Source organism: Occallatibacter sp. (genome assembly GCF_049582745.1).
Classification (GTDB): Bacteria; Acidobacteriota; Terriglobia; order Terriglobales; family Acidobacteriaceae; genus Telmatobacter.
On the sequence record NZ_JBAUUO010000176.1, the window covers coordinates 16,953 to 39,143 of the forward strand.

Below are 22,191 nucleotides of genomic sequence, written 5' to 3' on the forward strand. Positions count from 1 at the left end.
CGCGGTATAGTTCGAAGTAGCTCTCGAAAATCAGGGATCCGGACGTGTAAAGCTGTATATTGGTGTTGTTTTTCCCCTATTGGTTGTGGGCATGCACCATTCAAGTCAACGAGTGACATTGCTCACATACTGCGGCCAGAGCGTGTGGGATAAACAGTTTGAATTTCAGAACGAAGTGCGCTGCTGGGCAGACGCATGGCACGCAATCCACTGTTGAGGGGAATTTTTCCGGGATGAGATTGTCTTGCGTTTTTGCCTTGGGATTAGCCGTCGTTGGGTTAGGTGTCGTCGCCACTCGCGCCGTTGCGCTTGACGTGCAGCACAGCATCCATCACTCGAAGATCGTCCACAAACACGTGGCTGTTCGGTATACCCATAGCGCCGTCCATTCCAGAGCATCTATTGCAACCCATCGCATCCATACCAGGGCGTCCTCCTCGGCTACGCTTCATCATGCGGTTCTTACCAGGCGACGCCATCATCATTATTACGGCGAGCGCTTCACTGCGAGTTCGTTCGCGAAGGGCGACATCTTTGCCGGCGATGTAACCGCCGGTGAAGATCCGTTGGTTCGCCAGGCGGCGATCGACGCATTGGGCGACATGAACGGCACCGCGGTGGTGATCGACCCATCGAACGGCCGCATCCTTGCCATGGTCAACCAGAAGCTGGCGCTCTCGCCGGGCGCAGAGCCCTGCTCCACCATCAAGCTTTCGGTGGCGCTGGCAGCCTTGAGCGAAGGTCTTGTCACGCGCGATACGCCGGTGAAGCTTGCGGGCTTCCGCATGAACATGACGGACGCGATCGCGAAGAGCAACAATCTCTATTTCGAAGAACTCGGCCGCGAACTTGGTTTCGAACGTGTTCGCCACTATGCCACCGAATTCGGCCTGGGCGAACTGGCCGGATACCACATCGACGGCGAGCAGCTTGGCGAGTACCCGACCCAGGCACTTCCTGCATCCGAAGGCGGCGTGGGTCGCATGTGCAGCTTCGGACAGGGCGTCTCGATGACGCCGCTGCAACTCGGCGCGTTTGTTGCTGCCATCGCCAATGGCGGAACGCTTTACTATCTGCAGCACCCCACGTCGACCGAAGAGGTCATGGCGTTCCAGCCAAAGGTGAAACGGAAACTCGATATTGCCCGCTACGTCCCCGACATGCAGGATGGCATGGCAGGCGCGGTCCAATATGGAACTGCACGCCGGCTACGCGCCAACTTCCAAGAGCTGCCGGTCTTTGGAAAGACGGGAACCTGTTCCGATAAAGGAACGCGCTTCGGATGGTTCGCTTCGTACTCCGAAACGCCGCAAGGTGGGCTGGTGACGGTGTTCTTCCTCGAAGGTGGCCGGCCGACATTTGGTCCGCGCGCAGCCGAGCTGACCGGAGAGTTTTACAAGAATCTCTGGGACCGCAATTACTTCGCCGACAAGGGCACGCAGGCACACGCGGCGTTGCAAGAGACGAGTACGACGACGGCGCGGTAGTCGCCAACAAGCTTTGGACAGGAGCCGCCCTCGGGCGGCTTTTGTGTTGGGGAGAACGGCGAGGAGCTGATCCTTACGCGTGTGAACGGCCGGCACCAGTTCTGCCGGGTATTATCCCATCTCTTTAGAGAAAGTACCTACTTTCAGAGGTTTGGCGGGAAGGTTGTCTGCAAAGGCTTCTTCCGATTGGACATCGCTGTAGAGGTCTCTCAATAAAGGGCTTATAGCCAGGTCCATTTCGCAGTTTCCCAGTTTCGCGTGGGCATGCTTTCGAGAGGGACACAAATCTATTGTGCGCCAGAGAGGGGAAATTACCTGCAATTCCGGCGAGGTTTTTCTTTCGTTTGTTTTGTTGGGGTTGGGTTGGAAATGGGGCGTACGGGGGTTGACAGGAACTGAGGTGAACCCCTGCAGTGAGACAGTTTGTTTTTGACAGATCGCGTTTTGCTGTAGAGTGCTGTTTATTTTGAACGATCTCCGTCAGAGTGGTTCTCGGTTCGGATCCACGAACGGGGAGGCTGTTCTCTGGATTCCACGTGGTTTTATTGGCCTATGGCGGATGGTGTCGCAAAGGGCGAATTCGTTTCAGTATCTGGGGAATAAGTTCTTTGGTCGTCGACGGCGTCTCTTCTGCCAAAAGTGCGGCTGGAATTTGATGGCAATAACACTCTTGACACACATGTGCGTTTAGCGTACTATTTTTACATGGACGTTCCCGAGACACTAACGCAGGCAATCGCATACTTCTCCAATCCCCAACAGGCTTTTGAAGCTGCGGTAGAGTTTCGCTGGCCCGGTGGCAATGTGACCTGCCCTCGCTGCGAACAGGCGAAGTTCTCTTTCATCAAGACCCGCCGCATCTGGTTCTGCTACGTCTGCAAAAAGCAGTTCACGGTGAAGGTTGGAACGGTGATGGAGGATAGCCCTCTCGGACTCGATAAATGGATGTGCGCTATCTGGATGCTGGCCAATTGCAAGAACGGAATCAGCAGCTATGAACTCGCGAAGAATCTCGGCATCCGTCAGCAGTCGGCATGGTTCATGCTTCACAGAATCCGCGAAGCGATGAAACAGGACACGACACACAAGTTCGGCTTTGGCGGCCCGGTAGAGAGCGACGAAGCGTACATAGGTCCGAACCCTGCCAAGATGCACAAGAGCCGCAAGGCGAGGGTACAGGCGCGGGATGGACACAAGGGTGGGTACGTAGGCAAGACGGCGGTCCACGGAATGCTTGACCGGGAACTTCGTCAGGTACGCGCTAAGGTGATGCCTAACGTTCGCCGCGAGGATTTGCAGAATGCAATCCTCAACAACGTGACCCCGTTCGCGAAGGTCTACACCGATGAGTTCTCGGCTTACGACGGATTGAATAAGAACTTCGTTCATAAGGTAATCAATCACTCTCACGAATATGTGAACGGCAAAGTTCACACGCAGGGCACAGAATTTCTGGAGCCTATTAAAGAGAACGCTTCGCGGAACCTATGTTGCGGTTGAGCCATTTCACCTTGACCACTACATTGATGAACAAGTGTTCCGTTTCAACAACCGTGCGACGAAAGACAACAAACTTACCGATGCCGACCGTTTCGCCCTCCTCATGCTGATGGTCGCTGGCAAGCGTTTGACCTATGCCCAACTGACAGGCAAGGACTGCGATGCCGTGTGCCACCCGGAGGCAGGGACGGGGCAAGAGGAACAACCCTTCTAGCCTCGTTTCTTGCCAGCAGGTTTCACCTTCGGTGACTTCTTCGGAGCCACAGCTTTCTTTGGCTTTTGAAGGAGAGCCGTTGCAAGTGCCTTAAAGTTCTGTGCGGCCCTAGGGCCTTCGTGATATTCGTGTTTCATCTCTTAAAGTTCTCCAACTAACCAGAATAGGGCAATATGGAAAATTCCGGGCCCGAAAATACCCAACCCGAGGTAGGAAAGAAATCTTCGAACAGTACAGCCAACATCCAAGCAAACACTAGCTCCAAAACATCCCCAAAAGCCCAGAAAAAGACCAGCAATGCAGGCACACAAAAGTGGACCCTTCGGGAACACTGGGAACGCGCCAGTTCTGCGAAACGAATCAAGTGGATTTTTGAAGGATTTACCGGATTGGTTGCTTTCCTTATTCTTCTCAACTATGTCTGGCAGAATCTTCAAACCAAGTGGAACTTCGGAGAAGATCAGCGATCTTGGATCAACATCGACTACCATTGGACCCCTCTCCCTATCGGGGTCTACAACCCGACTGCGCTTGTTGGGCTCGATACGACATTGACCAATACTGGAAAGAGTCCGATCACAATTGCAAGAGGAGAAGGGGTTTTTGAACTGATTGACTCCGATAAAGCGCCATCCTACTCCCTCGCTGGACTCCACAGTGCATTCATACATGCCCCCATCCCTCCCACGAAAGACATGCGGTTCGCGATTGGATATGTAGATCAAGCTTTGAAGAAAGGAAGGCCGCTCGAAAGAGAAGAATACGAGCGCCTTCGCGATGGAACCATGTATGCAGCTGTGTTTGGATATATCGAGTACGAAGATAGATTCGGCGTTCATTGGATCAAGTTCTGCAACTGGCAGTCGTTTACCGCCGACCAAACTAAGACGTTTAGTGCGCAATCCTGTGTGCCCTTCAATCAAATTGGAGACGGGTTGGAAAGTTTGACTATGGACGGATTTAAGGGCCTGCCACGCTAGCCCTGTCATGGAGGGGCAATGTACTACGGGAAACTGCTGCGGCAGATAGCTAATGCATTGGGGAAATTGTCGGAACGAATCGATAGAGTCGGTGACCAAGTAAAAGAGAATACCGAAGCCAGCCATGCAGCAAACGCCAGCGAAGAGAAGCAGAGCCATATTAAGAAACTCTGGTCTGAGAAGGTCTTCGCTGCCGACCAGAAGACGGTAGGAGAGAATGCCGCCCGTCAAGAGGAGAGCAACCGAACACAAAAGTCGATAAAGCGGGCTACTTGGGCCGCGTTCATTGCTGCTTCTCTCTATGGAATCATCGCTGCTATTCAAGCCTATGAAATGAAACTCGCCACTGACGCTTCTATATGCGCCGCTAGAGCCGCTACTCGGTCTGCACAGACATCCAAAGAGGCCCTGACGTCTGTACAAAGAGCATTTTTGTCTGTTAACACCTTCGATATCACTAGACTCGTCAAAGGCCAAAGTTTTGATGGTAGCGTTCGTATTGCATTCAGTTGGGAAAATGGTGGTGACACACCCACCAAAGATATGGAAGTTCTGGTGAGCAGTACATGGCTCCCGAAGCCAATGCCGGAATCCTACCCGTTGGAGAAAATGCTTGGGCAGCACCCCTTGCATATGTTCGTCGGTCCAAAGAGTTCCTCGCGATCTCAACCTTTGGTCATTCCATCGCATGATGTGCTTGCGATCTACCATCATTCCGGGCATTTGTATATCTGGGGCAAAGCGGCCTATCGCGACGTTTTTAATGGAAGCCCAGTTCACGAGACGATGTTCTGCACAGAATTGACCGATGTTAACGGAGACCCGCTGGGCGGTGGTCCAGTCAACATACAGACAGCTAGTTGCGATCATGGCAATTGCGCAGACGAAGAATGCAAAGCAAAGTAAAACCAGCACTGCCCTGTCACGGCATCCTGAAATTAATTGATTAGTTGTATGTGTGTCAACCGATTTATTGCCCTTCTGATGACCTCCCGCGACCGAGGCACGCGCTGTTCATCGAGCGACGGGGCAAGGCATGCGAGTTGGGGTGAGCGACGAGGGAACAGGCATACTCGGCTGAGTGGCTGTAGTGGTTTCCCACGTCCCAAAAGCGGGACATGGGGCACCCGGCGATTCCACCGCCGGAGGTGCGGGCGGATTCTGGTCCGGGGTGGGAGGGGGGCGATTGATTTGAAACGAATTCAGTTTATTCACATCGGATAGAGTGAGATCATCGGGTGTTGGCGATGCCGGCGCGCCTAAGACCTGAACCCACATCAGCACATTGGAATCCGACCATGGCCCTCCCCGAACACATTCTCCTCACGTATAGCTATCTGCTGCTGTTCGGCTGGGTTCTGGTCGAGCAATTCGGCATTCCGCTGCCGGCGACACCGGTGTTGCTGGCGGCGGGGGGGCTCTCCGCGGACCACCAGATCAGCTTCGGCGCAGCGTTTCTGGCGAGCTTTCTCGCGTGCATGACCGCGGATACAAGCTGGTTCCTGATCGGACGGCGGTACGGACATCATGTCCTGAGGATTCTCTGCAAGCTTTCGATGGAGCCGACGATCTGTGTCCGGCGCACGCAGGACTCGTTTGGGCGGCGGCGCAGCGCGATGCTGTTGTTTGCCAAGTTTGTGCCGGGATTGGCGACGCTAGCAGCGCCGGTGGCCGGCGAGAGCGGGATGGGCCTGGGACGGTTTCTGTTTTTTGACGGAATCGGCGCGACTCTGTGGTTGCTGGCGTTGCTGACGGGCGGGAGGCTCTTCGGTGATGCGATTAAGCGCAATCCGAGTGTGCTGGACTGGGTGGGACGTTTTTCGGGTGCGCTTCTGCTGCTGGGCGTGGTGGGATTTTTTGTGTGGCGGTTGTATCGAAGGCGTGCGGTGCTGAAAAAGCTTGTGTCGCTGCGGCTGGAGCCCGAGGAGTTGAAAGCGCAGCTCGATGCAGGCGAGCAGGTGTACATCGTGGATCTGCGTCATCCGCTGGAGCTTTTGGCGGATCCGTTTACGCTGCCGAAGGCGCAGCACTTTTCGCCGGATGCGCTGGCGGCGCGGCATGGGGAGATTCCGCGCGATCGGGATGTGGTGCTTTTCTGCACCTGCCCGAGCGAAGCCACGGCAGCAAAGACGGCGATGACGCTGCACAAGCTGGGCATCGAGCGAGTGCGTCCGCTGCGGGGCGGCTACGACGAATGGAAGCGGCTGGGATTTCCGCTCGATGAGATTCCGCCGGTCAATCCGATGGTGCAGATGGCGATAAAGACGGGGACATAGGGACAATAGGGACATAGGGACCACAGGGACATAGGGGCGTCGGGGCGTGGTGACGTTTCTAAGGGTTCGCTTTTACGCGGGGTTGGATATACTTTGTGAACCAACTTCCTTGCCGTTGAATCGGACTGGAAGCGAATCGAGCTGGACCCTACCGATGTTGCATTGGTGGGTCGGCGCGAGGATCCGGCCAAGGTTCCGGATCGCGGGCGGAGGCTGACGCCGACAAGCAGCGTTGCCTTCTCCTAATCTTTTGGTCGAGATCGGCCCCGAGGGTGGATGCCTTCGGGGCTGATCTGCGTTCGGGGAGTTTTTCTGAATTGCGGCAGGGCGGGGAGAGATTGCAGGTCTGCGAAGCGAGACTTCCACCTTGCGTTGAAAGACCAGTCCGTACGGACCCGGCCCCCGCGGCACCCGGCAGAGCGGGCGGCTATTTCGAAAAGAGTCCGGAGCTGTTTCGGCCGTATTGCGAAGCGGCTTTGTGCGCCGCGTGGTTGATGATCCGATTCAGTCTCTTGCTGGTGACAAGGGGCTTGAGGTCCTCGTTTTCGCTTTCCGGTTTTGGAAGGTTCTCTGCCTCAGGTTTCGCTTTGTCGGATTGAAGATGGAGTTGAAGTAAGGAATCCATAACTTGATCCTCTGGCCCTATTCTGCGCCGAATTTCGTCGGAGTCAAGCGGGGGGCGCGGGCGAATCGACGGTCGTGGCGGAAACTCTGGCTATCCAGTGATTTGCGCGTTTGGGTTGTGACCGGCTGCGCCAGCGGTGAATAGAGAGGCGAGCTTGTTGCCGATGGGGGAGCCGATGCCGGTGCAGGGATCGGGGCCCGGACCGGCGTTGTAGTAGCCATTGCCGCCGCTGGTGATGTCGTTGAAATCGGCCGGATTCTGATAGAGCGACGGGGTGACGAAGCCGAGCTTTGTGCCGAAGGCAGCGAAGAGGCCGGCGTAGAGCGGAGCGACTGCGCTGGTGCCGCCAACGACGGTGGTCGATCCATGGACGACGACGTTGTAGCCGGTGTTGGGATCGGCATCGGCGGAGACGTCGGGGACCATGCGGCCTTTGCCGTAGGGCGAGCCGGCGGGCGGCTTGGGAATGCCGATCTGAAAGCTCTCTACTGGGAAGATGGTGGAGTAACCGCCGCCGGTGCCTTCGCCATTGGTCTGGCCGGGACTATCGTTCCAGACGGTTTCGACGGTGGAGGTTTTGTAGGTGCCTCCGCAGCCGACGACATGCGGGCAGGACGAAGGTGCGTCGACGTTGGCGGGAGTAGAGGTGCCGTCGCTGGAGTCGTTGTCGCCGGATGCAGCGAAGACGATCATGCCGAGGGAGGTGGCTGTGGCTGCGGCGGATTCCATCTCATTGGCGGCTTCGGTGCCCCAGGTGCTTTCGTCGGCGCCCCAGGAGATGGAGCAGACATCGCATCCGTCGCCGGCGGCTTTCTGGACGGCGGAGGCGATGTCCTGCGACCAGTAGATGCGAATGGTGGCGGGCTTGCCGGTGGCGGCGTAGTAGGAAGCGCCTGCGACTTCGATGTCGAGCGCTACTTCGTAGTCGGGATCGCTGTTGGAGCCGGTGCTCCGGTTGGGGCTGTTCTTTGTGCCGTCGACCGAGACGTCGGTGATGTGGGGGACGGGCTGATTGATGGATTTGAAGTACTGGTCAATGTCGGATTGCACCCAGCCGCCGCCGAGCTCGACGATGGCGATGACGCCGCCGCCGGCGAGGTTGGTGGGCCAGTTGTAGGCGGCGCAGAGGTTGGTGACGTTCCAGGGAGCGGGCGCCAGGGGGCCGATCTGGATGTGGGGGGTGAGACGACGGAGCTTGAAGTAGGGATGGCAGGGAACCTTTGGGGAAGTAGGCATGGTGGAATCCCTCGAAGAGTTGATCGCGAACTTTGGGTTTAGATGCGGGGAATCAGATGAATGTAATGTGCTCCGGGACTATGGAGAAACCAAAGTCATATCGGTTTGAAAGCCTTACTATGGATTGGGAGCCGGTGTAACGATTCCAACTAGCTGTGGCAGAAGTCGAAATTTGAGCGACACCATCCCTCGGCGGCTGAAGCCGCATTGATTCTGGGCGTTCTTACGGCACGACTAAAGTCGTGCCCTTTCAAAACGGAACTTTCTCCACAGACTGCTGAGTAAACACCGCCTGCCGGAACCCCAATCAACCGTTGGAGAAATGCCTTGGCTTACGATGATTTGCGCGACTGGATCAGGACGCTCGAAAAGAATGGCGAGCTCAAGAGGATTCGCGAGGAAGTGTCACCGGATCTGGAGATCACGGAGATTACCGACCGGGTGTCGAAGACAGGGTCAAGACGAAAAGCAGGTCCTTCGGCTACGCCTCAGGATGACAGGCAAAAATATGCGGCGGGTGGGCCGGCGCTGCTGTTTGAGAACGTGAAGGGATTTCCGGCGCACGCGGTGCTGATGAACCAGTTTGGCAGCGAGCGGCGGATGGCGATGGCGCTGGGCGTGGAGCGGCTGGATCAGATTGCCGAGCGGATCAAAGGGCTGATGAATGTCAAGGCGCCGGGGGGCGGGTTCCTGGACAAGCTGAAGATGCTGCCTCAACTGGCGGAGCTTGGGAATGTGTTTCCCAAGACAGTGCAGGCGAAGGACGCACCGTGCAAGGAAGTGATTCTCCGGGATGGGTTCGATCTGAATGCGTTTCCGATTTTGAAGTGCTGGCCGCACGACGGAGGGCGGTTTATCACGCTGCCGTGCGTGCATACGAAGGATCCGCGAAATGGGAAACGCAATATTGGGATGTACCGAATGCAGGTCTACGACGGGCAGACGACAGGGATGCACTGGCAGCGGCAGAAGGTCGCGGCGGAGCACTATCGTGAAGCGCTGAGGGCATCAGCGACCTGGGCGGGTGAGTCGGCGGGGTCAGCGTCGGCGCGCGTGGCGATGATGGCCGAAAGTGCCGGTGGGGCGGTGACGATTCCGGATGGGCCGACGGGCGGAATGCCGCAGGTGGCTTTAGGGAATTTGAAAGGGGCTGGATCCGGTAACAGACTGGAGGTGGCGGTGGCGATCGGGACAGATCCGGCGACGACGTTTTCTGCGATTGTGCCGGCGCCGCCGGAGGTTGAGGAGTTCATGATCGCGGGTTTCCTGCGCGGGAAGCCGGTGGAGATTGTGAAGTGCGAGACGGTGGACCTGGAAGTTCCGGCGGGCGCGGAGATTGTGCTGGAGGGATACGTCGAACTGGGCGAGCTGCGCAGCGAGGGACCGTTTGGCGATCACACAGGCTTCTACACGATGACGGACGAGTACCCGGTTTTTCATCTGACGTGCATCACGCATCGCAAGAATCCGATTTACGCGGCGACGATTGTGGGCAAGCCGCCGATGGAAGATGCGTGGATGGGCAAGGCGGTGGAGCGGATTTTTCTGCCGGCGATGAAGCTGACGATACCGGAGATTGTGGACATCAATTTGCCGGTCGAAGGCGTGTTTCACAACCTGATGCTGGTCGCGATCAAGAAGAGCTATCCGGGGCAGGCGCGCAAGGTGATGAATGCGATCTGGTCACTGGGGCAGGCGATGTTTACCAAGTGCATCGTGGTGGTGGACGAGGACTGCGATGTGCAGGATATCGCCGAGGTGGTGCTGCGGGTGACGAATAACATCGATCCGGAGCGAGATATTCAATTCACGCTGGGGCCGGTGGACTCGCTGGATCACTCGTCGCGGATGCCGAATTACGGATCGAAGATGGGGATCGATGCAACGCGCAAGTGGAAGGCGGAGGGGTTCGAGCGGCCGTGGCCGGCGATGATCGAGATGGATCGCGCGACGAAGGCGAAGGTGGATGCGATGTGGGCGAAGCTGGGGCTGTGAAGGAGGTTGCAATACATGTGTTCCCAACATCCAACGAAAAAGCCTGTGACGCGAGTTTTTACAATTGCCCATTCATGGCATAGCTGATGCGGTGCCTTTCAAAACCATCAGGCTGCGCGCTTTCGGTGCGGACTCGTATGCGCGTTTGATAGCCTGAGTGCATGCGTGGTCTTTCCCGTTGGGCCATTGCGGGGTTTGTAGCCCTGACGATGGCGTCTTTCTCTTTCTCCTCTGCTGCGCAGGCTCCGGACACATTTCGCTGGATCGACTTTCACCCGCAGGACGATCAGGACGTGGTGGTGTGGGTAACGCGGGCGCTGGACGGGCAGAAGTGGACAGCGATTCGCGAGATCGGCGTGGAGTATGATGCGGCGCTGGTGATCACGAGCTTTCGCGCGTCTCCGCAGGCGTCGCCGAACCACGACACTTTCACGATCTGGAGCGTTTCGCTGGCTAACCGGGCGCTGACGCACATTGCCGATGGTGTGAATTTGCGCCTGACGGACTGGCTGCTGCTGGATGTGGGTCAAGGCAGGGAACTGGGCGCGCTCTACGACGACTGCAATGACTGCCAGGCAACGATATATTTTACGGCGCTGCACTACGACCTTCGACAGCACACGTTTGCAGGGCGGTGGATGACCGGAGGCAAGGCCGTTCCGGTGTGGAGCACGAACGCGCCGATGGGCGTGACGCAAACGCAGGTGTATGCGGTGATTGCCGATGACAACGGGCGTGAAACGCTCGGCACGTGGAACCATCTGGACTACGGTAAGAACAAGCCGGCGCAAGATGCGGTGTATCGCTACGATATCGATCCGCAGAGCGACATTGAGCGTTCGCAGTTGCTAGGAGCGAAGGACGCGGCAAGCATGAAGGAAAGACTGTGCCGGGCTCAGGACGCGGTGCCGGGGTTGTACCGCGGGCAGGATTTGTCGCTGTGCCAGACCAGCGTGAAGCCGCGCTACGCGCGCAAGCCGGTGACAACGCCGCCGGCAGATAATCACGGTCAGTCAAGGCCGCCGGGCGCGCGGCAATAGCGCGAAAACAGGCATAAAATGAGTGGAATGCAGGATTTGAAAATCCGTGAGCTTTTAATCTCAGCTCTTTGCCTTATGACGGATCAACTTCTGGAGATGATTCAGGCGCACTGACACAACTCCGCTCACGCGAATATCCATCGCATTCACCTCCTTGTCCGTTGTCAGTTAGCTTGTCTGGATCTGTTTCGCAAGCGTTGCCGTGGCCAGCGTTCCGCCCAGGCCCATCGTCTCCACGGCGGACGACGGCACGATCACCATCGAGCCCTTTTCCCGTATTGCCTCATACAGCATGTTCATTCCGCGCAGATGCAATGCGCCGGGATTGTCGTTGTAGACGCGCGATGCCTCGGCGAATTGATCGGAAACCTGCACCTCCGCGGCACCCAGAATCACGCGCGCCTGGCGTTCGCGCTCAGCCTGCGCCTGCCTCGACATTGCATCCTGCAGCCCTTGCGGAATCGTCACATCCCGCACCTCCACCGACTGCACCGTGATCCCCCACGGAGTCGTTTTCTCGTCCAGGATGCGCTGCAGCTCGCGCCCCAGCGTCTCGCGCTCCGTGATCATCTGCGCCAGTTCATGCCGCCCGATCGACTCCCGCAGCGCCGTTTGCGCGCTCAGCGTGATCGCTTCCATGTAGTCTTCCACTTCAAGAATCGCCTTCTCCGCGTTCCACACCAACCAGAAAACGATGGCGTCCACATCCACCGGCACTGTGTCGCGCGTGAGCGTGCACTCCGCTGTGACGCTTGTGACGCGCACCCGCTGATCTACATACGGGCTCAGCGTCTCGAGCACCGGGACAATGAAAAAGATTCCCGGCCCGCGCAGCCCTACATAATGCCCCACGCGCAGCAGAGCCACCTTCTCCCATTGCCGGATTACCTTGATCGCATGCAGGAGATACAGTCCAGCCAATATCCCAATCAACAGTGGCGCCGGGCCCTTCGTGAAGGCGCTCAAAATGAACCCACCCAGCACGCAAATCACAAACGCCGTTACCGCAACCCGGTTGTATTGCAGAATTCCTCTTTTGTTCATCGCTTATCTCCTGCGGTTCGACTCGTTGGCCGTAGCCCGCAACTGATCCAGTAGGTCCTGCACTGTAAATCCCGCCGCGCCAGCGCGCGCAACGGCATCGGAAACAATCTGCGCCAACTGCCGCTGCCGTTCATCTGCGGCTCGTGGCATCTTCTGATCGCTGATGAACGTCCCCGTCCCCTGGTGCGTCTCGAGCAGCCCGTCATACTCCAGTTCCCGATATGCGCGCACCACAGTGTTCGGATTCACTTCGAGGTCCACCGCAAGCTGCCGCACGGTTGGCAACTGGTCGCCAGCGCGCAGCGCACCTGAAGCCACCGCTCCCCGCACCTGGTCCACAATCTGCCGGTAGACCGGCATCCCGCTGTGCAGGTCGAGGTGAAAGTGAAATGCCGGTTTTGAAGCTTTGCTCATCGCGTCAATCAATGTGCTATACAACTAATACACCGACTCAATTCCGATGTCAAGCAGATTCCTGGGAAGATGCCACACCATTACGCAGGAACGATCAGGCCCGGGAAGGGAACCAGGAAACTCCAAAGCCGCGGAGCTGCTCCGCCGCCCTAAGCGCCAGCCCGTGCGCAACCGAAGTAAATTCGTTTCCGCCCCGAATCTTCGAAGCCCCAAACCGCGTCTCGAAAATCCGCCGCACCGCCGGCACAAACGAAGATCCCCCCGTAAGGAACACCCGGTCCACAGCACCGGGCTCAACTCCAGAACTCCGCAAAAGGGAATCGACCGCCCCTTCAATTGCCTGCAGATCTTCCGCAATCCATGATTCGAAGCTCGCCCGCGTCACCGGAATCCGCAACTCCATGCCCCCTCCGCAAAACCGAAACTCGGCATCCTGATCCCGCGAAAGCTTGAACTTCAGATCCTGCACTGCCTGGTGGAGTTGGTATCCCAGGTCCTCCTCCACAATGGCGATCAGCGCTTCGATCTTCTCTGGCTCAAGCGCTCGGATCCGCGCGCTTTTCAGGATCTCGCGAACATTATTTGTGCGCAGGAATGAGAGGTAGTGCCATCGCTCGAGGTTTGCGTAGATCCATGCCGGCACCGCGGGCAGCAGTTTATTGAGAGATCGCGCCTCTGAATCCGACCCGAGCGCGGGCGAAACCAGCTTGCGAATAATGCGCGCATCAAACGCATCGCCCGCCAGTGCCACTCCGCTGTTGCCCAGCAAATCCGCCGCCGTCCGCCCTCGTCGCCGCACTTCGGGACCCACCCTCAACAGCGAAAAGTCGCTCGTGCCGCCACCGAAGTCGCCGATCAGCAGAAGTTCTTCGTGATCGAGCGTCGCTTCGTAGGTATAAGCAGCCGCCACCGGCTCCATCTCAAAATCCACATTTTCAAATCCCGCCAGCGCAAACGCCACACGCAATCGCGCAACGGCAAATTCCTGATCTTCCTCGGTCTCCGCGCCCACAAAGCGCACCGGCCGGCCCACCGTCACATGGCGAACGTCATTCTTGAACTGGTGCCCCGCATGTTTGCGCAGATCGCTCAGCATCCGCGAGACCAGCTCTTCCAGTTTGTAACGGCGGCCAAACACTTCCGTCCCCGTCAGTGTCCGGCTTGAAAGATGGGACTTCAGCGACTGCACCAGCCGGCCCTTGTCATCCGTCTGTAGATAGTGTTCAATCGCGGCCGGGCCCGTCAGAGAATGTGTCCGCTTGGCGCCTTCGCTGTTCTGGTACTGTTCGAAATACAACACCGAGCGAAACGACTGCGTCTCGGCCCCGGCCAAAGGAAACGACGCAAGCTGCACCTGGCCTGCCCCATCTACAACTGCAACCGAGCTGTTCGTGGTTCCAAAATCAAATCCAACTGCGAGATGTCGATCCGCGGCGGTCCCCATACGTACATTATCGTGGAGTCTCACCGCCCATGGTTTTCGCAATCGGCATCCAATCATCAACGAGCTTGGCGCGAAAACCGCTTGTGGTCCCCTGCTGCATCGGCAAACCGGGCGCTGGACTTCACATGTGTGCAAGTGTCAAAGCTACTAACTCACCGGAGAGTGTCCAATGATTGAGCAGTTGAAAACCTTTCCTGAAGGTGTCCTCGCATTTGTCTGCACGGGGCGCGTCACCAAAGAAGATTACGATTCTGTTCTGATTCCAGCCGTCAATGCCGCACTTCGGAGGCCTGGCAAGATCAGGCTTTACTACGAGACTGCGCGGGATTTTGTCGGCTTCGATCCCGGCGCTATGTGGGAAGATTTCAAGGTTGGTGTCGAACACCTCTCGCGCTGGGAGCGGGTCGCAGTCGTAACGGATGTCGAATGGCTCAACCAGGCAATGCGAATATTCCGCTTCCTTATGCCATGTGATTTGAAGTCGTTTCCAACGTCGCAGGCTGATGCGGCACGTACGTGGATTACAGCCTCTCACTGATCGTTTCTCTAAGACCGCAGCGAACTGACACAGCCCAGAAGTGCTCACTTCGTTGTGAAGCATGAATATCTGTGGCAATCAATTCAAAGCCGCCGCCTGTCAGCAAAGGAAGCGTGCCCTAGAGGCTTTTCAGGAATGAGCGGATTTCGGGATTCGACCAGTCCGGGTCCCCAACGACCTTGCGCCGGATGTACCCCTTCCGGTCGATGATGTACGTCTCCGGCCACCCATCGGTCCCGTACAACTTCGCCACCGTCTGGTCCGGATCGCGCACCGTGTCCACATCCACGTGATACCGCGTCAGGAAGCGCCGATAAGACCCAGGGTCCGTATCAATGCTCACGGCAAGGATGGCGATATCCGGCCGGTCGTGGTGTAGTTGCTCCAGCGCCGGTGTCTCCTGGATGCACGGCGGGCACCGGCTCCACCACAAGTTCAACAAAACCACCTTGCCTCGATAGTTCGCAAGATGAATCGTGTTCTCGCCGTCGCTTACCGTGAAATCGGGAGCGAGCCTGTCGGCGTTGGCAGGAATACCGCCGCGATCACAGCCACACGTAAGGGTCAGCGCAACCAGCGAGCCAAGGGCAATGAGACCAGTAAACCGCACATCCTTATAATACGGAGCGACGGGTACTGAAAGAAAGGCCGCAGCACCATGACCGACAAACCGGAGTCAGCCGGACCGAGCGCACGAACCTTCACGCCCGTTCTCGGTCTTTCCGATGAGCCCGGTGAGCTGCTCGCCATCCCCGTCCGCACCGGCACAGTTTTCGATCAGCCCGAAGCCGACCCGCTCATCGAACTCACCGTCATCATTCCCGCCCGCAACGAAGAACAAAATCTGGCTGCCTGCCTGCAATCGCTGGTTGCGCAGGCCGATGATCTCTTCCAGGTTGGCCGCGACTGGGACCTCATCGTCGTCGACGACCAATCCACAGACAAAACCGCGGAAATCGCCCGCAGCTTTCCCGACGTGACTTTGCTCACTGCCGCGAAGCTCGAGAAAGGATGGACCGGCAAGAACAACGCCATCTGGACCGCCGCCCGAAAAGCGCGCGGTCGCTGGATCCTGTTCACTGACGCCGACACCTTCCACGAACCCGGCAATCTGCACCGCGCCATCCACGAAGCCACGCGTCACAAGGCGGGAATGCTGAGCTACTCTCCGCGCCAGCTCGTCACGGGCCTGGCGCAGCGTACGCTCATGCCCCTTGTCTTCTCTGAACTCGCTTTGGCCTACCCGCCTTCCAAGGTCTCCGATCCCAACCAGCGCATAGCCGCTGCCAACGGCCAGTTCCTGCTCGTAGAGCGTGAAGCCTATCGCCGCCTCGGCGGTCACGCTGCGGTCGCAGACCGTGTGCTCGAAGATGTTGAGTTGGCGTTCCTCGCCAAGCGCCGCAAAGTGGGCCTCCGCTTTCGCTACGCGCCCGACGCCTTAAGCACGCGCATGTATCGCACAACATCCGCGATGCTCGAAGGCTGGACCAAGAATCTCGCGCTCTTGTTTAACAATGCCTTGGCTACCTGTCTCTGGAAAATCCTCGACATCGTGTTGCTCATCGGCCTGCCCTGGCTTGCGATCCACCTCTGGAATGCCCGCTTCAGCCCGCGGTCGCTTAAGTGGCTTGGCGCCGGTTGGGTCCTGCTTCTGCTCTGGCTGCGGACACTCTTTCGTTTCTATGCCCGCGTCGCAAAGTCGAACTTCCCATTTCTCGACTGCGCCATCTCGCCCCTGGGATTGCCGCTGTTTGTCGCTCTCTTGTACCGCAGCTGGTTCAAGCACAAGGTATTGAACCAGGTGACCTGGAAGGGAAGGACCTATCCGGGCTGACGCGTTGATAAACCTTTAACCGCATGCAGAACAGTGCCATAGCGCAGCACCTCAGCGTCTAAACTGAAGCTTCGCGGAACTTGAGGCATCTAAAAGGAAGGGGATGAGGGGTCGAATGATCGAACTCACGAGGCGAGCCACCTTTTCGGCCTCGCACTATTACTGGAATGACGCCTGGTCGCCCGAGAAGAACGAGCAGGTGTTCGGTCGCTGCGCTCGCCGCAATGGGCACGGACACAACTACACCCTCGAAGTCACGGTTGCAGGAGAACCCGACCCCGTCACCGGATTTGTGGTCGACCTGAAATGGCTCAAGGACGTGATCGAAGACGAGGTGCTGGCGGCCTGGGACCATCGCCATTTCAACCTTGAAGTGCCCGAATTTGTGAATTCAAAGCTGATCCCGACTACTGAAAACATTGCCATCGCCGCATGGAAACGCCTTGAAGTGCCGGTAAACAAGGCAGGCGGAGCCCGCCTGAGCCGCATTCGGATCTACGAAACGCCAGAAGTTTTCGCCGAATATCGGGGATCACGCTAATGGAAACCGCCTATTTCGGCCGCCGTTACATGCTCAGTGCCAGCCATCGCCTGCACACCGAAGCTCTTTCGGATGAGGCAAATCGAGCGACCTACGGCAAATGCAACAACCCCCAGGGCCACGGGCACAACTATGTAATTGAGGTACTCGTGGGCGGTCCAGTTGACGCGGAAACCGGCATGGTCATCAATATGGCAACACTCGATGAAGTGGTGCAAACATCCATTCTTCAGCGGTTTGACCATACAAACTTGAACTACGATCCGTTGTTTGTGAATCAAGTACCGACAACGGAGAATCTTTGTAGGGCAGTGTTTGGTGTATTGAAAGGCGCGATGCCGACCGGCGGGTTGGAGTACGTGCGTATCGAAGAAACTGAAAACAATTTCTTTCAGTTTCATGGTGAATAATCGTAGGACGGGATGAACGGCGCCCGATTTCCCTGGGCGGAAGGACAAAGGCAATGGCGCAACCGATCGCAGTAAGCAAATCAATTCGCAGGGCAATTGAAAGCGATGCTGGTCTGAGCAACATCAGCACGCAGGAGATGTACCGCGAAATTCTGGGTCGCCTCGGCGAAGATCCTGATCGCGATGGCCTGCTGCAGACCCCGTCGCGCGTCGAGAAATCCATGGCCTTCCTAACCAAGGGATACACCGAAGACCCTGCAAAGATCCTGCGCGGAGCCATGTTTGACGTGGATTACGACGAGATGGTAATCGTGAAAGACATTGAGATGTTCTCCCTCTGCGAGCACCACATGCTGCCATTCTTCGGCAAGGTGCACGTCGCTTATATTCCCAAGGGAAAAGTCATCGGCCTCAGCAAAATTCCGCGCCTTGTAGAAGTATTCGCTCGCCGTCTGCAGGTGCAGGAGCGCCTCACGCGCCAGATCGCCGACACCATTCAGGAAGCAATCAATCCACAAGGCGTGGGTGTTGTTATTGAGGCTCGCCACCTTTGCATGATGATGCGCGGCATTGAGAAACAGAACTCGTCCACCGTCACTTCAGCCATGGTGGGCTGCTTCCGCCAAAAGGAAACGCGAACCGAGTTCCTGTCGCTGGTTCGTCAAAGTTGAAGGGGCGAGCTGAGAAACTGTGCCGGGTCGACTAAAGTAGTTGGGTGAATGGTCTCTTAGTTGTTGATAAGCCAGGCGGCGTTACCAGCCATGACGTAGTGAACCGCCTGCGCAAAATCACAAGCGAACGCTCCATCGGCCATCTCGGCACGCTGGATCCCATGGCAACTGGTGTATTGCCGCTACTGATGGGCAAATTTACCCGCCTCGCTCAATATTTCTCATCTGCGGAAAAGAGCTATACCGGAACCATCCTTTTTGGCTTCGCAACCGACACCTATGATGCCGATGGCGATGTTGTGGGCGAACAGACTCATCCGTCATTCTCGCTCGAACAGATCCGCACTGCCGCATCACGTTTCCACGGCGACATGGAGCAAATGCCGCCGCCGTTTTCAGCCAAAAAAATTGCTGGAACGCCCGCGTACAAACTAGCTCGCGCCGGCAAGCCGGTAGAACTTAAACCAGCGAAGATCTCCATTCGATCCTTCGCAATCACCGCACTCGATGGCGACGAGGCATCATTTGCAATGAGTATCAGCGCTGGCGGCTATGTCCGCTCCGTAGCGCACGAACTTGGCCAGGATCTTGGATGCGGTGCGCATCTCAGCAGCCTTCGCCGCACGCAGGCTGGTGTTTTCACGTTAGTCAATGCGCACTTGCTCGAAGAACTTGAACCCTTGGCCGGCGATGTTGCCGCGCTCGAAATGCTCTGCTTGCATCCACGCAGCCTGCTTCCTGAAATGCCCTCTGTCACCGCGGACGTTTTCTCGCTCGGACGTCTGCGCAATGGCGCCCAGGCAAATCTGCCGGAGTTTTCGCAAGCGCCGATGGTGAAGGTGTTCGCCGGCCAGCGCGAGCTCGTCGGCATCGCGAAGCGCGTCGCAGGGACACTGTTTCAACCCGTCGTAGTGATGGGCTGAAGCGTCGGACGCCTATTTCCGCAACAACGGTCTAAGCACAGGCAGCAATGTTTTCGCGATGATCTCGGACCCTTTGGCGGTGGGATGAATGCCATCCCCCTGGATTGTTCCCGGTACATTCACCAGATCCTTGTAGATCATCGGCACAAAGGCGACGTGATGCTTCGCCGCGAGATCGCGATACACCTGGTCGAATGCCGTAATGTAATCCGGGCCGTAATTCGGAGGCAGCGTGATTCCGGCGAGCAGCACCTTGATGTGATCATTGTTCAGGGCTGTCAGCACGGCGTCCAGATTCTTCCGGGTCTGTTCCAAAGGAAGACCGCGCAACCCGTCGTTGCCGCCAAACTCGACAACCGCAACCGCCGGGTGCGCATCGAGAACGGTGCGGATGTCAGCGACTGCATCCTTGGTCGTCGCACCGCTGGTTCCCATGTTCTCTACCTTGTAGGAATAGCGGAGCCGGTCCAGATCGCGTTGCAGGGCATCGGGGTAAGATTGGCCGGAGTTTAAGCCCAAGCCCGCGGTGATGCTGTCGCCGTAGCAGACAATCAAGGGCCGCCCCGCGGCCATGGACGGGAGAATAGAGATCGACAGGCAAAACGAAACGATAATCCAGCGCCAAGCGTCCACATTAACAGTGTAATGTCGCAGAAGGGGAACGCTGTTCGGCAAGCAGACGTATACCTGTTTGGAGGCAATTCCGGGTGATCGAAGTTCGTAATGTCAAGCGCTGGATTCAGAATGGCACACGGCGCGTTGACATCCTGAAAGGTATCTCGCTCAGTATTCCGGCCGGCCAGTTCATCGCTATTGTTGGCGCGAGCGGAAGCGGAAAAAGTACGCTTCTTGGCCTTCTTGCGGGTCTTGATACGCCCAGCGAAGGTGAAATCTGGCTCGACGGCACGCCGATTCACAACTTGGCCGAGGGCGACCTCGCTGCGGTTCGCGGCCGCAAGATCGGCTTCGTGTTCCAGTCCTACCAGTTGATTTCGACTTTGACCGCGCTCGAAAATGTCCTGCTTCCATTTGAGCTCAACGTCGAAGGCAGCGGCCTGAAGCAAGCGCGATCGTTGCTCGAGGCCGTCGGCCTGGGCGAACGCATGGATCACTATCCGGTTCAACTCTCGGGTGGCGAGCAACAGCGTGTCGCCCTGGCCCGCGCTTTCGTCGTTAATCCTCCTATCGTCATGGCCGATGAACCCACCGGCAACCTCGACTCCGCGAACGGACGTCTTGTGCTCGATCTGCTCCTCGAGCGCAACAGCCACGCCGGCACGACCCTCGTGCTGGTCACGCACGATCCTGAGATAGCTTCTCGTGCCGATCGCAAAATCGTTCTCAAAGACGGCATGATTATTGAGGACACCCTGCCCGCTGATCCCGTCGGGACGCTCATCCAAAACGAGGAACAGAATGGCTGAACGCGCTCTCACTTGGCGGCGTGCGGCTTCCATTGGCTGGCGCGATCTCAAATCCGCACCGGGCAAGTTTGCCTTTGTCGTCCTCTCCGTCGCGGTTGGCGTTGCCGCTCTCGTTGGGGTGCGCGGCTTCAGCGAAAGTTTCCGCACGACCTTAATGACCGAGGCGCGATCGCTGATGGCAGGCGATCTCAGCGCGCGTGTGTTTCGCCAGCCGAATGCGGATGAATCCCAGAAACTGGCCAACCTGGAGAAGGGCATTCCCGGCAGCGACCTAACATGGGTCACTGAAACGATCTCGATGGCATCGGTACCTCCTGATCCGGTACCGATCCTCGTCACGTTGAAGGGAGTCGATCCCACGCGCTATCCGTTTTATGGTTCCGCGCAACTGGAGCCCGCGATCGGTCTGCAACAGGCTCTCCAGGGAGACTCCGCGGTTGTTGCGGAGGAGTTCCTGATTCGCTTGAACGCGCACGTCGGCGACACACTGCGCCTGGGCGGCAAAAACTTCAAGATTGCAGCAGTACTCACGCAGGAGCCGGACCGCATCTCGGCTGGCGCGGGCATGGGACCCCGTGTGATGGTGTCGCGCTCTTCTCTGGAGAGCACAGGCCTGCTCGCCCCTGGCAGTCGCGCCGCTCAGCGCATGCTGCTGAAACTGCCGGCCACTGCGGACGACGCGGCCGTACGAAAACAGGTTGAAGCGATCTTGCCGGATGCGCAGGTGATGGATTTCAAGGAAGGGAATCCGGCACTGAGCCAGGGGCTTGACAATGCGACAGCGATTCTCAGCCTCATCTGTCTTGTTGCGATGGTGCTTGGCGCCATCGGTGTTGCGATGGCGATGCATGCGCATCTCGAACAGCGCATGGACATGCTCGCGATTCTTAAAGCCGTCGGAGCGCGCTCGTCCGACCTGCTGCGCATCTTCCTGCTTCAAACGATGGCGCTGGGCCTTCTGGGAGCATTGATCGGCGTTACCGGCGGCGCCGCCGTGATGGAGGCGCTTCCCGCAGTCTTCGGGAAGCTTTTGCCGGTCCACACGGTGATGCATTTTCCGTGGCGCGCTGTGGCAGCGGGCCTGGGTACCGGTCTGCTGACGACTCTGCTGTTTTGTCTGCCTCCATTGCTGGATGTGCGCACGGTCAGACCCATCCTGGTGTTACGACGCCAGGTGGAGCAAGGCCCGGGCACCATCCGCGAATGGTTTGCGCGTTGGTGGTCACGACGACTTCAACTCGGCATCGCCGCCGTGGTCATCGTGGCACTCGGTGCGATTGCATGGGCGCTCTCCGACTCTGTAAAGGTCGGCGGATGGTTCGCCCTGCTGTTCACGATTGCGCTGCTGGTCCTCCTCATCCTGGCCGCGGTTGCGCTTCGCGTTCTGCGTTTTGTTCTTAATCGAGTCCGGTTGCATTTGCCGTCGTCCTTACGTCATGGACTCGCCAATCTTTATCGTCCCGGCAATCAATCCGCGGCTGTGCTGGCTTCGTTAGGCACCGGGGTCATGCTCATTCTTGCTGTCTACTTAATGCAGAGCACGTTGCTGCGCGAAATCCGTGAGACCGCGTCCCCCAAGCTGCCCAATGTTTTTC

21 protein-coding genes and 1 pseudogene are annotated in these 22,191 nt (G+C 57.7%); 16 read left to right on the forward strand and 6 right to left on the reverse strand.

Annotated features, from left to right (window positions below; all coding sequences use genetic code 11):
* Nucleotides 1-233: 233 nt before the first annotated feature.
* From WCA10_RS25345 to WCA10_RS25370, 6 genes and pseudogenes are all read left to right on the forward strand, one after another.
* On the forward strand, nucleotides 234-1,487 hold the full coding sequence (locus WCA10_RS25345; protein WP_472825342.1) for a penicillin-binding transpeptidase domain-containing protein: 1,254 nt from the start codon (nucleotides 234-236) through the stop codon (nucleotides 1,485-1,487).
* Nucleotides 1,488-2,192: 705 nt separating this feature from the next.
* Nucleotides 2,193-2,976 (forward strand): annotated as a pseudogene (locus WCA10_RS25350) (IS1595 family transposase); the annotation flags it as partial.
* Nucleotides 2,977-3,021: 45 nt separating this feature from the next.
* Entirely contained in the window at nucleotides 3,022-3,201 is a 180-nt protein-coding gene (locus tag WCA10_RS25355; protein ID WP_472825362.1) for a hypothetical protein, read from the forward strand.
* 173 nt (nucleotides 3,202-3,374) lie between these two features.
* The gene (locus WCA10_RS25360) at nucleotides 3,375-4,181 is read left to right on the forward strand and encodes a hypothetical protein (RefSeq protein WP_472825343.1); all 807 of its coding nucleotides are present in this window, start codon (nucleotides 3,375-3,377) and stop codon (nucleotides 4,179-4,181) included.
* 18 nt (nucleotides 4,182-4,199) lie between these two features.
* Nucleotides 4,200-5,087 carry a hypothetical protein gene (locus WCA10_RS25365; RefSeq protein ID WP_472825344.1) on the forward strand — a complete coding sequence of 296 codons (888 nt, stop codon included), beginning with the start codon at nucleotides 4,200-4,202 and terminating at the stop codon, nucleotides 5,085-5,087.
* A 392-nt stretch (nucleotides 5,088-5,479) separates the two neighbouring features.
* Nucleotides 5,480-6,457 carry a VTT domain-containing protein gene (locus WCA10_RS25370; protein WP_472825345.1) on the forward strand — a complete coding sequence of 326 codons (978 nt, stop codon included), beginning with the start codon at nucleotides 5,480-5,482 and terminating at the stop codon, nucleotides 6,455-6,457.
* 715 nt (nucleotides 6,458-7,172) lie between these two features.
* Here WCA10_RS25370 and WCA10_RS25375 read toward each other — a convergent pair.
* On the reverse strand, nucleotides 7,173-8,318 hold the full coding sequence (locus WCA10_RS25375; protein ID WP_472825346.1) for a S53 family peptidase: 1,146 nt from the start codon (nucleotides 8,316-8,318) through the stop codon (nucleotides 7,173-7,175).
* A gap of 327 nt (nucleotides 8,319-8,645) precedes the next feature.
* Here WCA10_RS25375 and WCA10_RS25380 point away from each other — a divergent pair, with 327 nt between their 5' ends.
* Both WCA10_RS25380 and WCA10_RS25385 read left to right on the forward strand, forming a co-directional pair.
* The gene (locus WCA10_RS25380) at nucleotides 8,646-10,313 is read left to right on the forward strand and encodes a UbiD family decarboxylase (protein ID WP_472825347.1); all 1,668 of its coding nucleotides are present in this window, start codon (nucleotides 8,646-8,648) and stop codon (nucleotides 10,311-10,313) included.
* A gap of 161 nt (nucleotides 10,314-10,474) precedes the next feature.
* Nucleotides 10,475-11,353 (forward strand): hypothetical protein, encoded by an 879-nt coding sequence (locus WCA10_RS25385; RefSeq protein ID WP_472825348.1) that lies wholly within the window; start codon nucleotides 10,475-10,477, stop codon nucleotides 11,351-11,353.
* Between the two features lie 168 nt (nucleotides 11,354-11,521).
* On the opposite strand, the gene WCA10_RS25390 is transcribed toward WCA10_RS25385, so the two are convergent.
* From WCA10_RS25390 to WCA10_RS25400, 3 genes are all read right to left on the reverse strand, one after another.
* Nucleotides 11,522-12,397, reverse strand: coding sequence for a slipin family protein (locus tag WCA10_RS25390; RefSeq protein ID WP_472825349.1), 876 nt, complete (start codon nucleotides 12,395-12,397; stop codon nucleotides 11,522-11,524).
* Between the two features lie 3 nt (nucleotides 12,398-12,400).
* A complete protein-coding gene (locus WCA10_RS25395) occupies nucleotides 12,401-12,811 on the reverse strand; it encodes a GntR family transcriptional regulator (RefSeq protein WP_472825350.1) in 411 nt (136 codons plus the stop codon).
* A 94-nt stretch (nucleotides 12,812-12,905) separates the two neighbouring features.
* Nucleotides 12,906-14,255 carry an Hsp70 family protein gene (locus tag WCA10_RS25400; RefSeq protein WP_472825351.1) on the reverse strand — a complete coding sequence of 450 codons (1,350 nt, stop codon included), beginning with the start codon at nucleotides 14,253-14,255 and terminating at the stop codon, nucleotides 12,906-12,908.
* 169 nt (nucleotides 14,256-14,424) lie between these two features.
* Here WCA10_RS25400 and WCA10_RS25405 point away from each other — a divergent pair, with 169 nt between their 5' ends.
* Nucleotides 14,425-14,793 (forward strand): SpoIIAA family protein, encoded by a 369-nt coding sequence (locus tag WCA10_RS25405; protein ID WP_472825352.1) that lies wholly within the window; start codon nucleotides 14,425-14,427, stop codon nucleotides 14,791-14,793.
* A gap of 118 nt (nucleotides 14,794-14,911) precedes the next feature.
* On the opposite strand, the gene WCA10_RS25410 is transcribed toward WCA10_RS25405, so the two are convergent.
* Nucleotides 14,912-15,403, reverse strand: a complete 492-nt coding sequence (locus WCA10_RS25410) for a TlpA family protein disulfide reductase (protein ID WP_472825353.1) — start codon at nucleotides 15,401-15,403, stop codon at nucleotides 14,912-14,914.
* A gap of 48 nt (nucleotides 15,404-15,451) precedes the next feature.
* Between WCA10_RS25410 and WCA10_RS25415 the strand changes: the two genes are divergently transcribed.
* The 5 genes from WCA10_RS25415 (at nucleotide 15,452) to truB (ending at nucleotide 19,172) form a co-directional block, all read left to right on the forward strand.
* Complete coding sequence (locus WCA10_RS25415) at nucleotides 15,452-16,627, forward strand: glycosyltransferase family 2 protein (RefSeq protein ID WP_472825354.1); 1,176 nt, start codon at nucleotides 15,452-15,454, stop codon at nucleotides 16,625-16,627.
* Between the two features lie 115 nt (nucleotides 16,628-16,742).
* Entirely contained in the window at nucleotides 16,743-17,168 is a 426-nt protein-coding gene (locus WCA10_RS25420) for a 6-pyruvoyl trahydropterin synthase family protein (protein WP_472825355.1), read from the forward strand.
* On the forward strand, nucleotides 17,168-17,578 hold the full coding sequence (locus WCA10_RS25425) for a 6-carboxytetrahydropterin synthase (protein WP_472825356.1): 411 nt from the start codon (nucleotides 17,168-17,170) through the stop codon (nucleotides 17,576-17,578). The genes WCA10_RS25420 and WCA10_RS25425 overlap by 1 nt, the downstream gene beginning before the upstream one ends.
* A gap of 137 nt (nucleotides 17,579-17,715) precedes the next feature.
* Nucleotides 17,716-18,249, forward strand: a complete 534-nt coding sequence (gene folE / locus WCA10_RS25430; protein ID WP_472825361.1) for a GTP cyclohydrolase I FolE — start codon at nucleotides 17,716-17,718, stop codon at nucleotides 18,247-18,249.
* Between the two features lie 44 nt (nucleotides 18,250-18,293).
* Nucleotides 18,294-19,172 (forward strand): tRNA pseudouridine(55) synthase TruB, encoded by an 879-nt coding sequence (gene truB, locus WCA10_RS25435; RefSeq protein ID WP_472825357.1) that lies wholly within the window; start codon nucleotides 18,294-18,296, stop codon nucleotides 19,170-19,172.
* Nucleotides 19,173-19,184: 12 nt separating this feature from the next.
* Here truB and WCA10_RS25440 read toward each other — a convergent pair whose 3' ends face one another.
* Nucleotides 19,185-19,745 (reverse strand): arylesterase, encoded by a 561-nt coding sequence (locus tag WCA10_RS25440; protein WP_472825358.1) that lies wholly within the window; start codon nucleotides 19,743-19,745, stop codon nucleotides 19,185-19,187.
* A 134-nt stretch (nucleotides 19,746-19,879) separates the two neighbouring features.
* On the opposite strand from WCA10_RS25440, the gene WCA10_RS25445 reads away from it, so the two are divergent.
* On the forward strand, nucleotides 19,880-20,596 hold the full coding sequence (locus WCA10_RS25445; protein ID WP_472825359.1) for an ABC transporter ATP-binding protein: 717 nt from the start codon (nucleotides 19,880-19,882) through the stop codon (nucleotides 20,594-20,596).
* Nucleotides 20,589-22,191: ABC transporter permease (locus tag WCA10_RS25450; protein ID WP_472825360.1), on the forward strand; the 1,603-nt coding region annotated here is incomplete at its 3' end. The genes WCA10_RS25445 and WCA10_RS25450, both read left to right, overlap by 8 nt.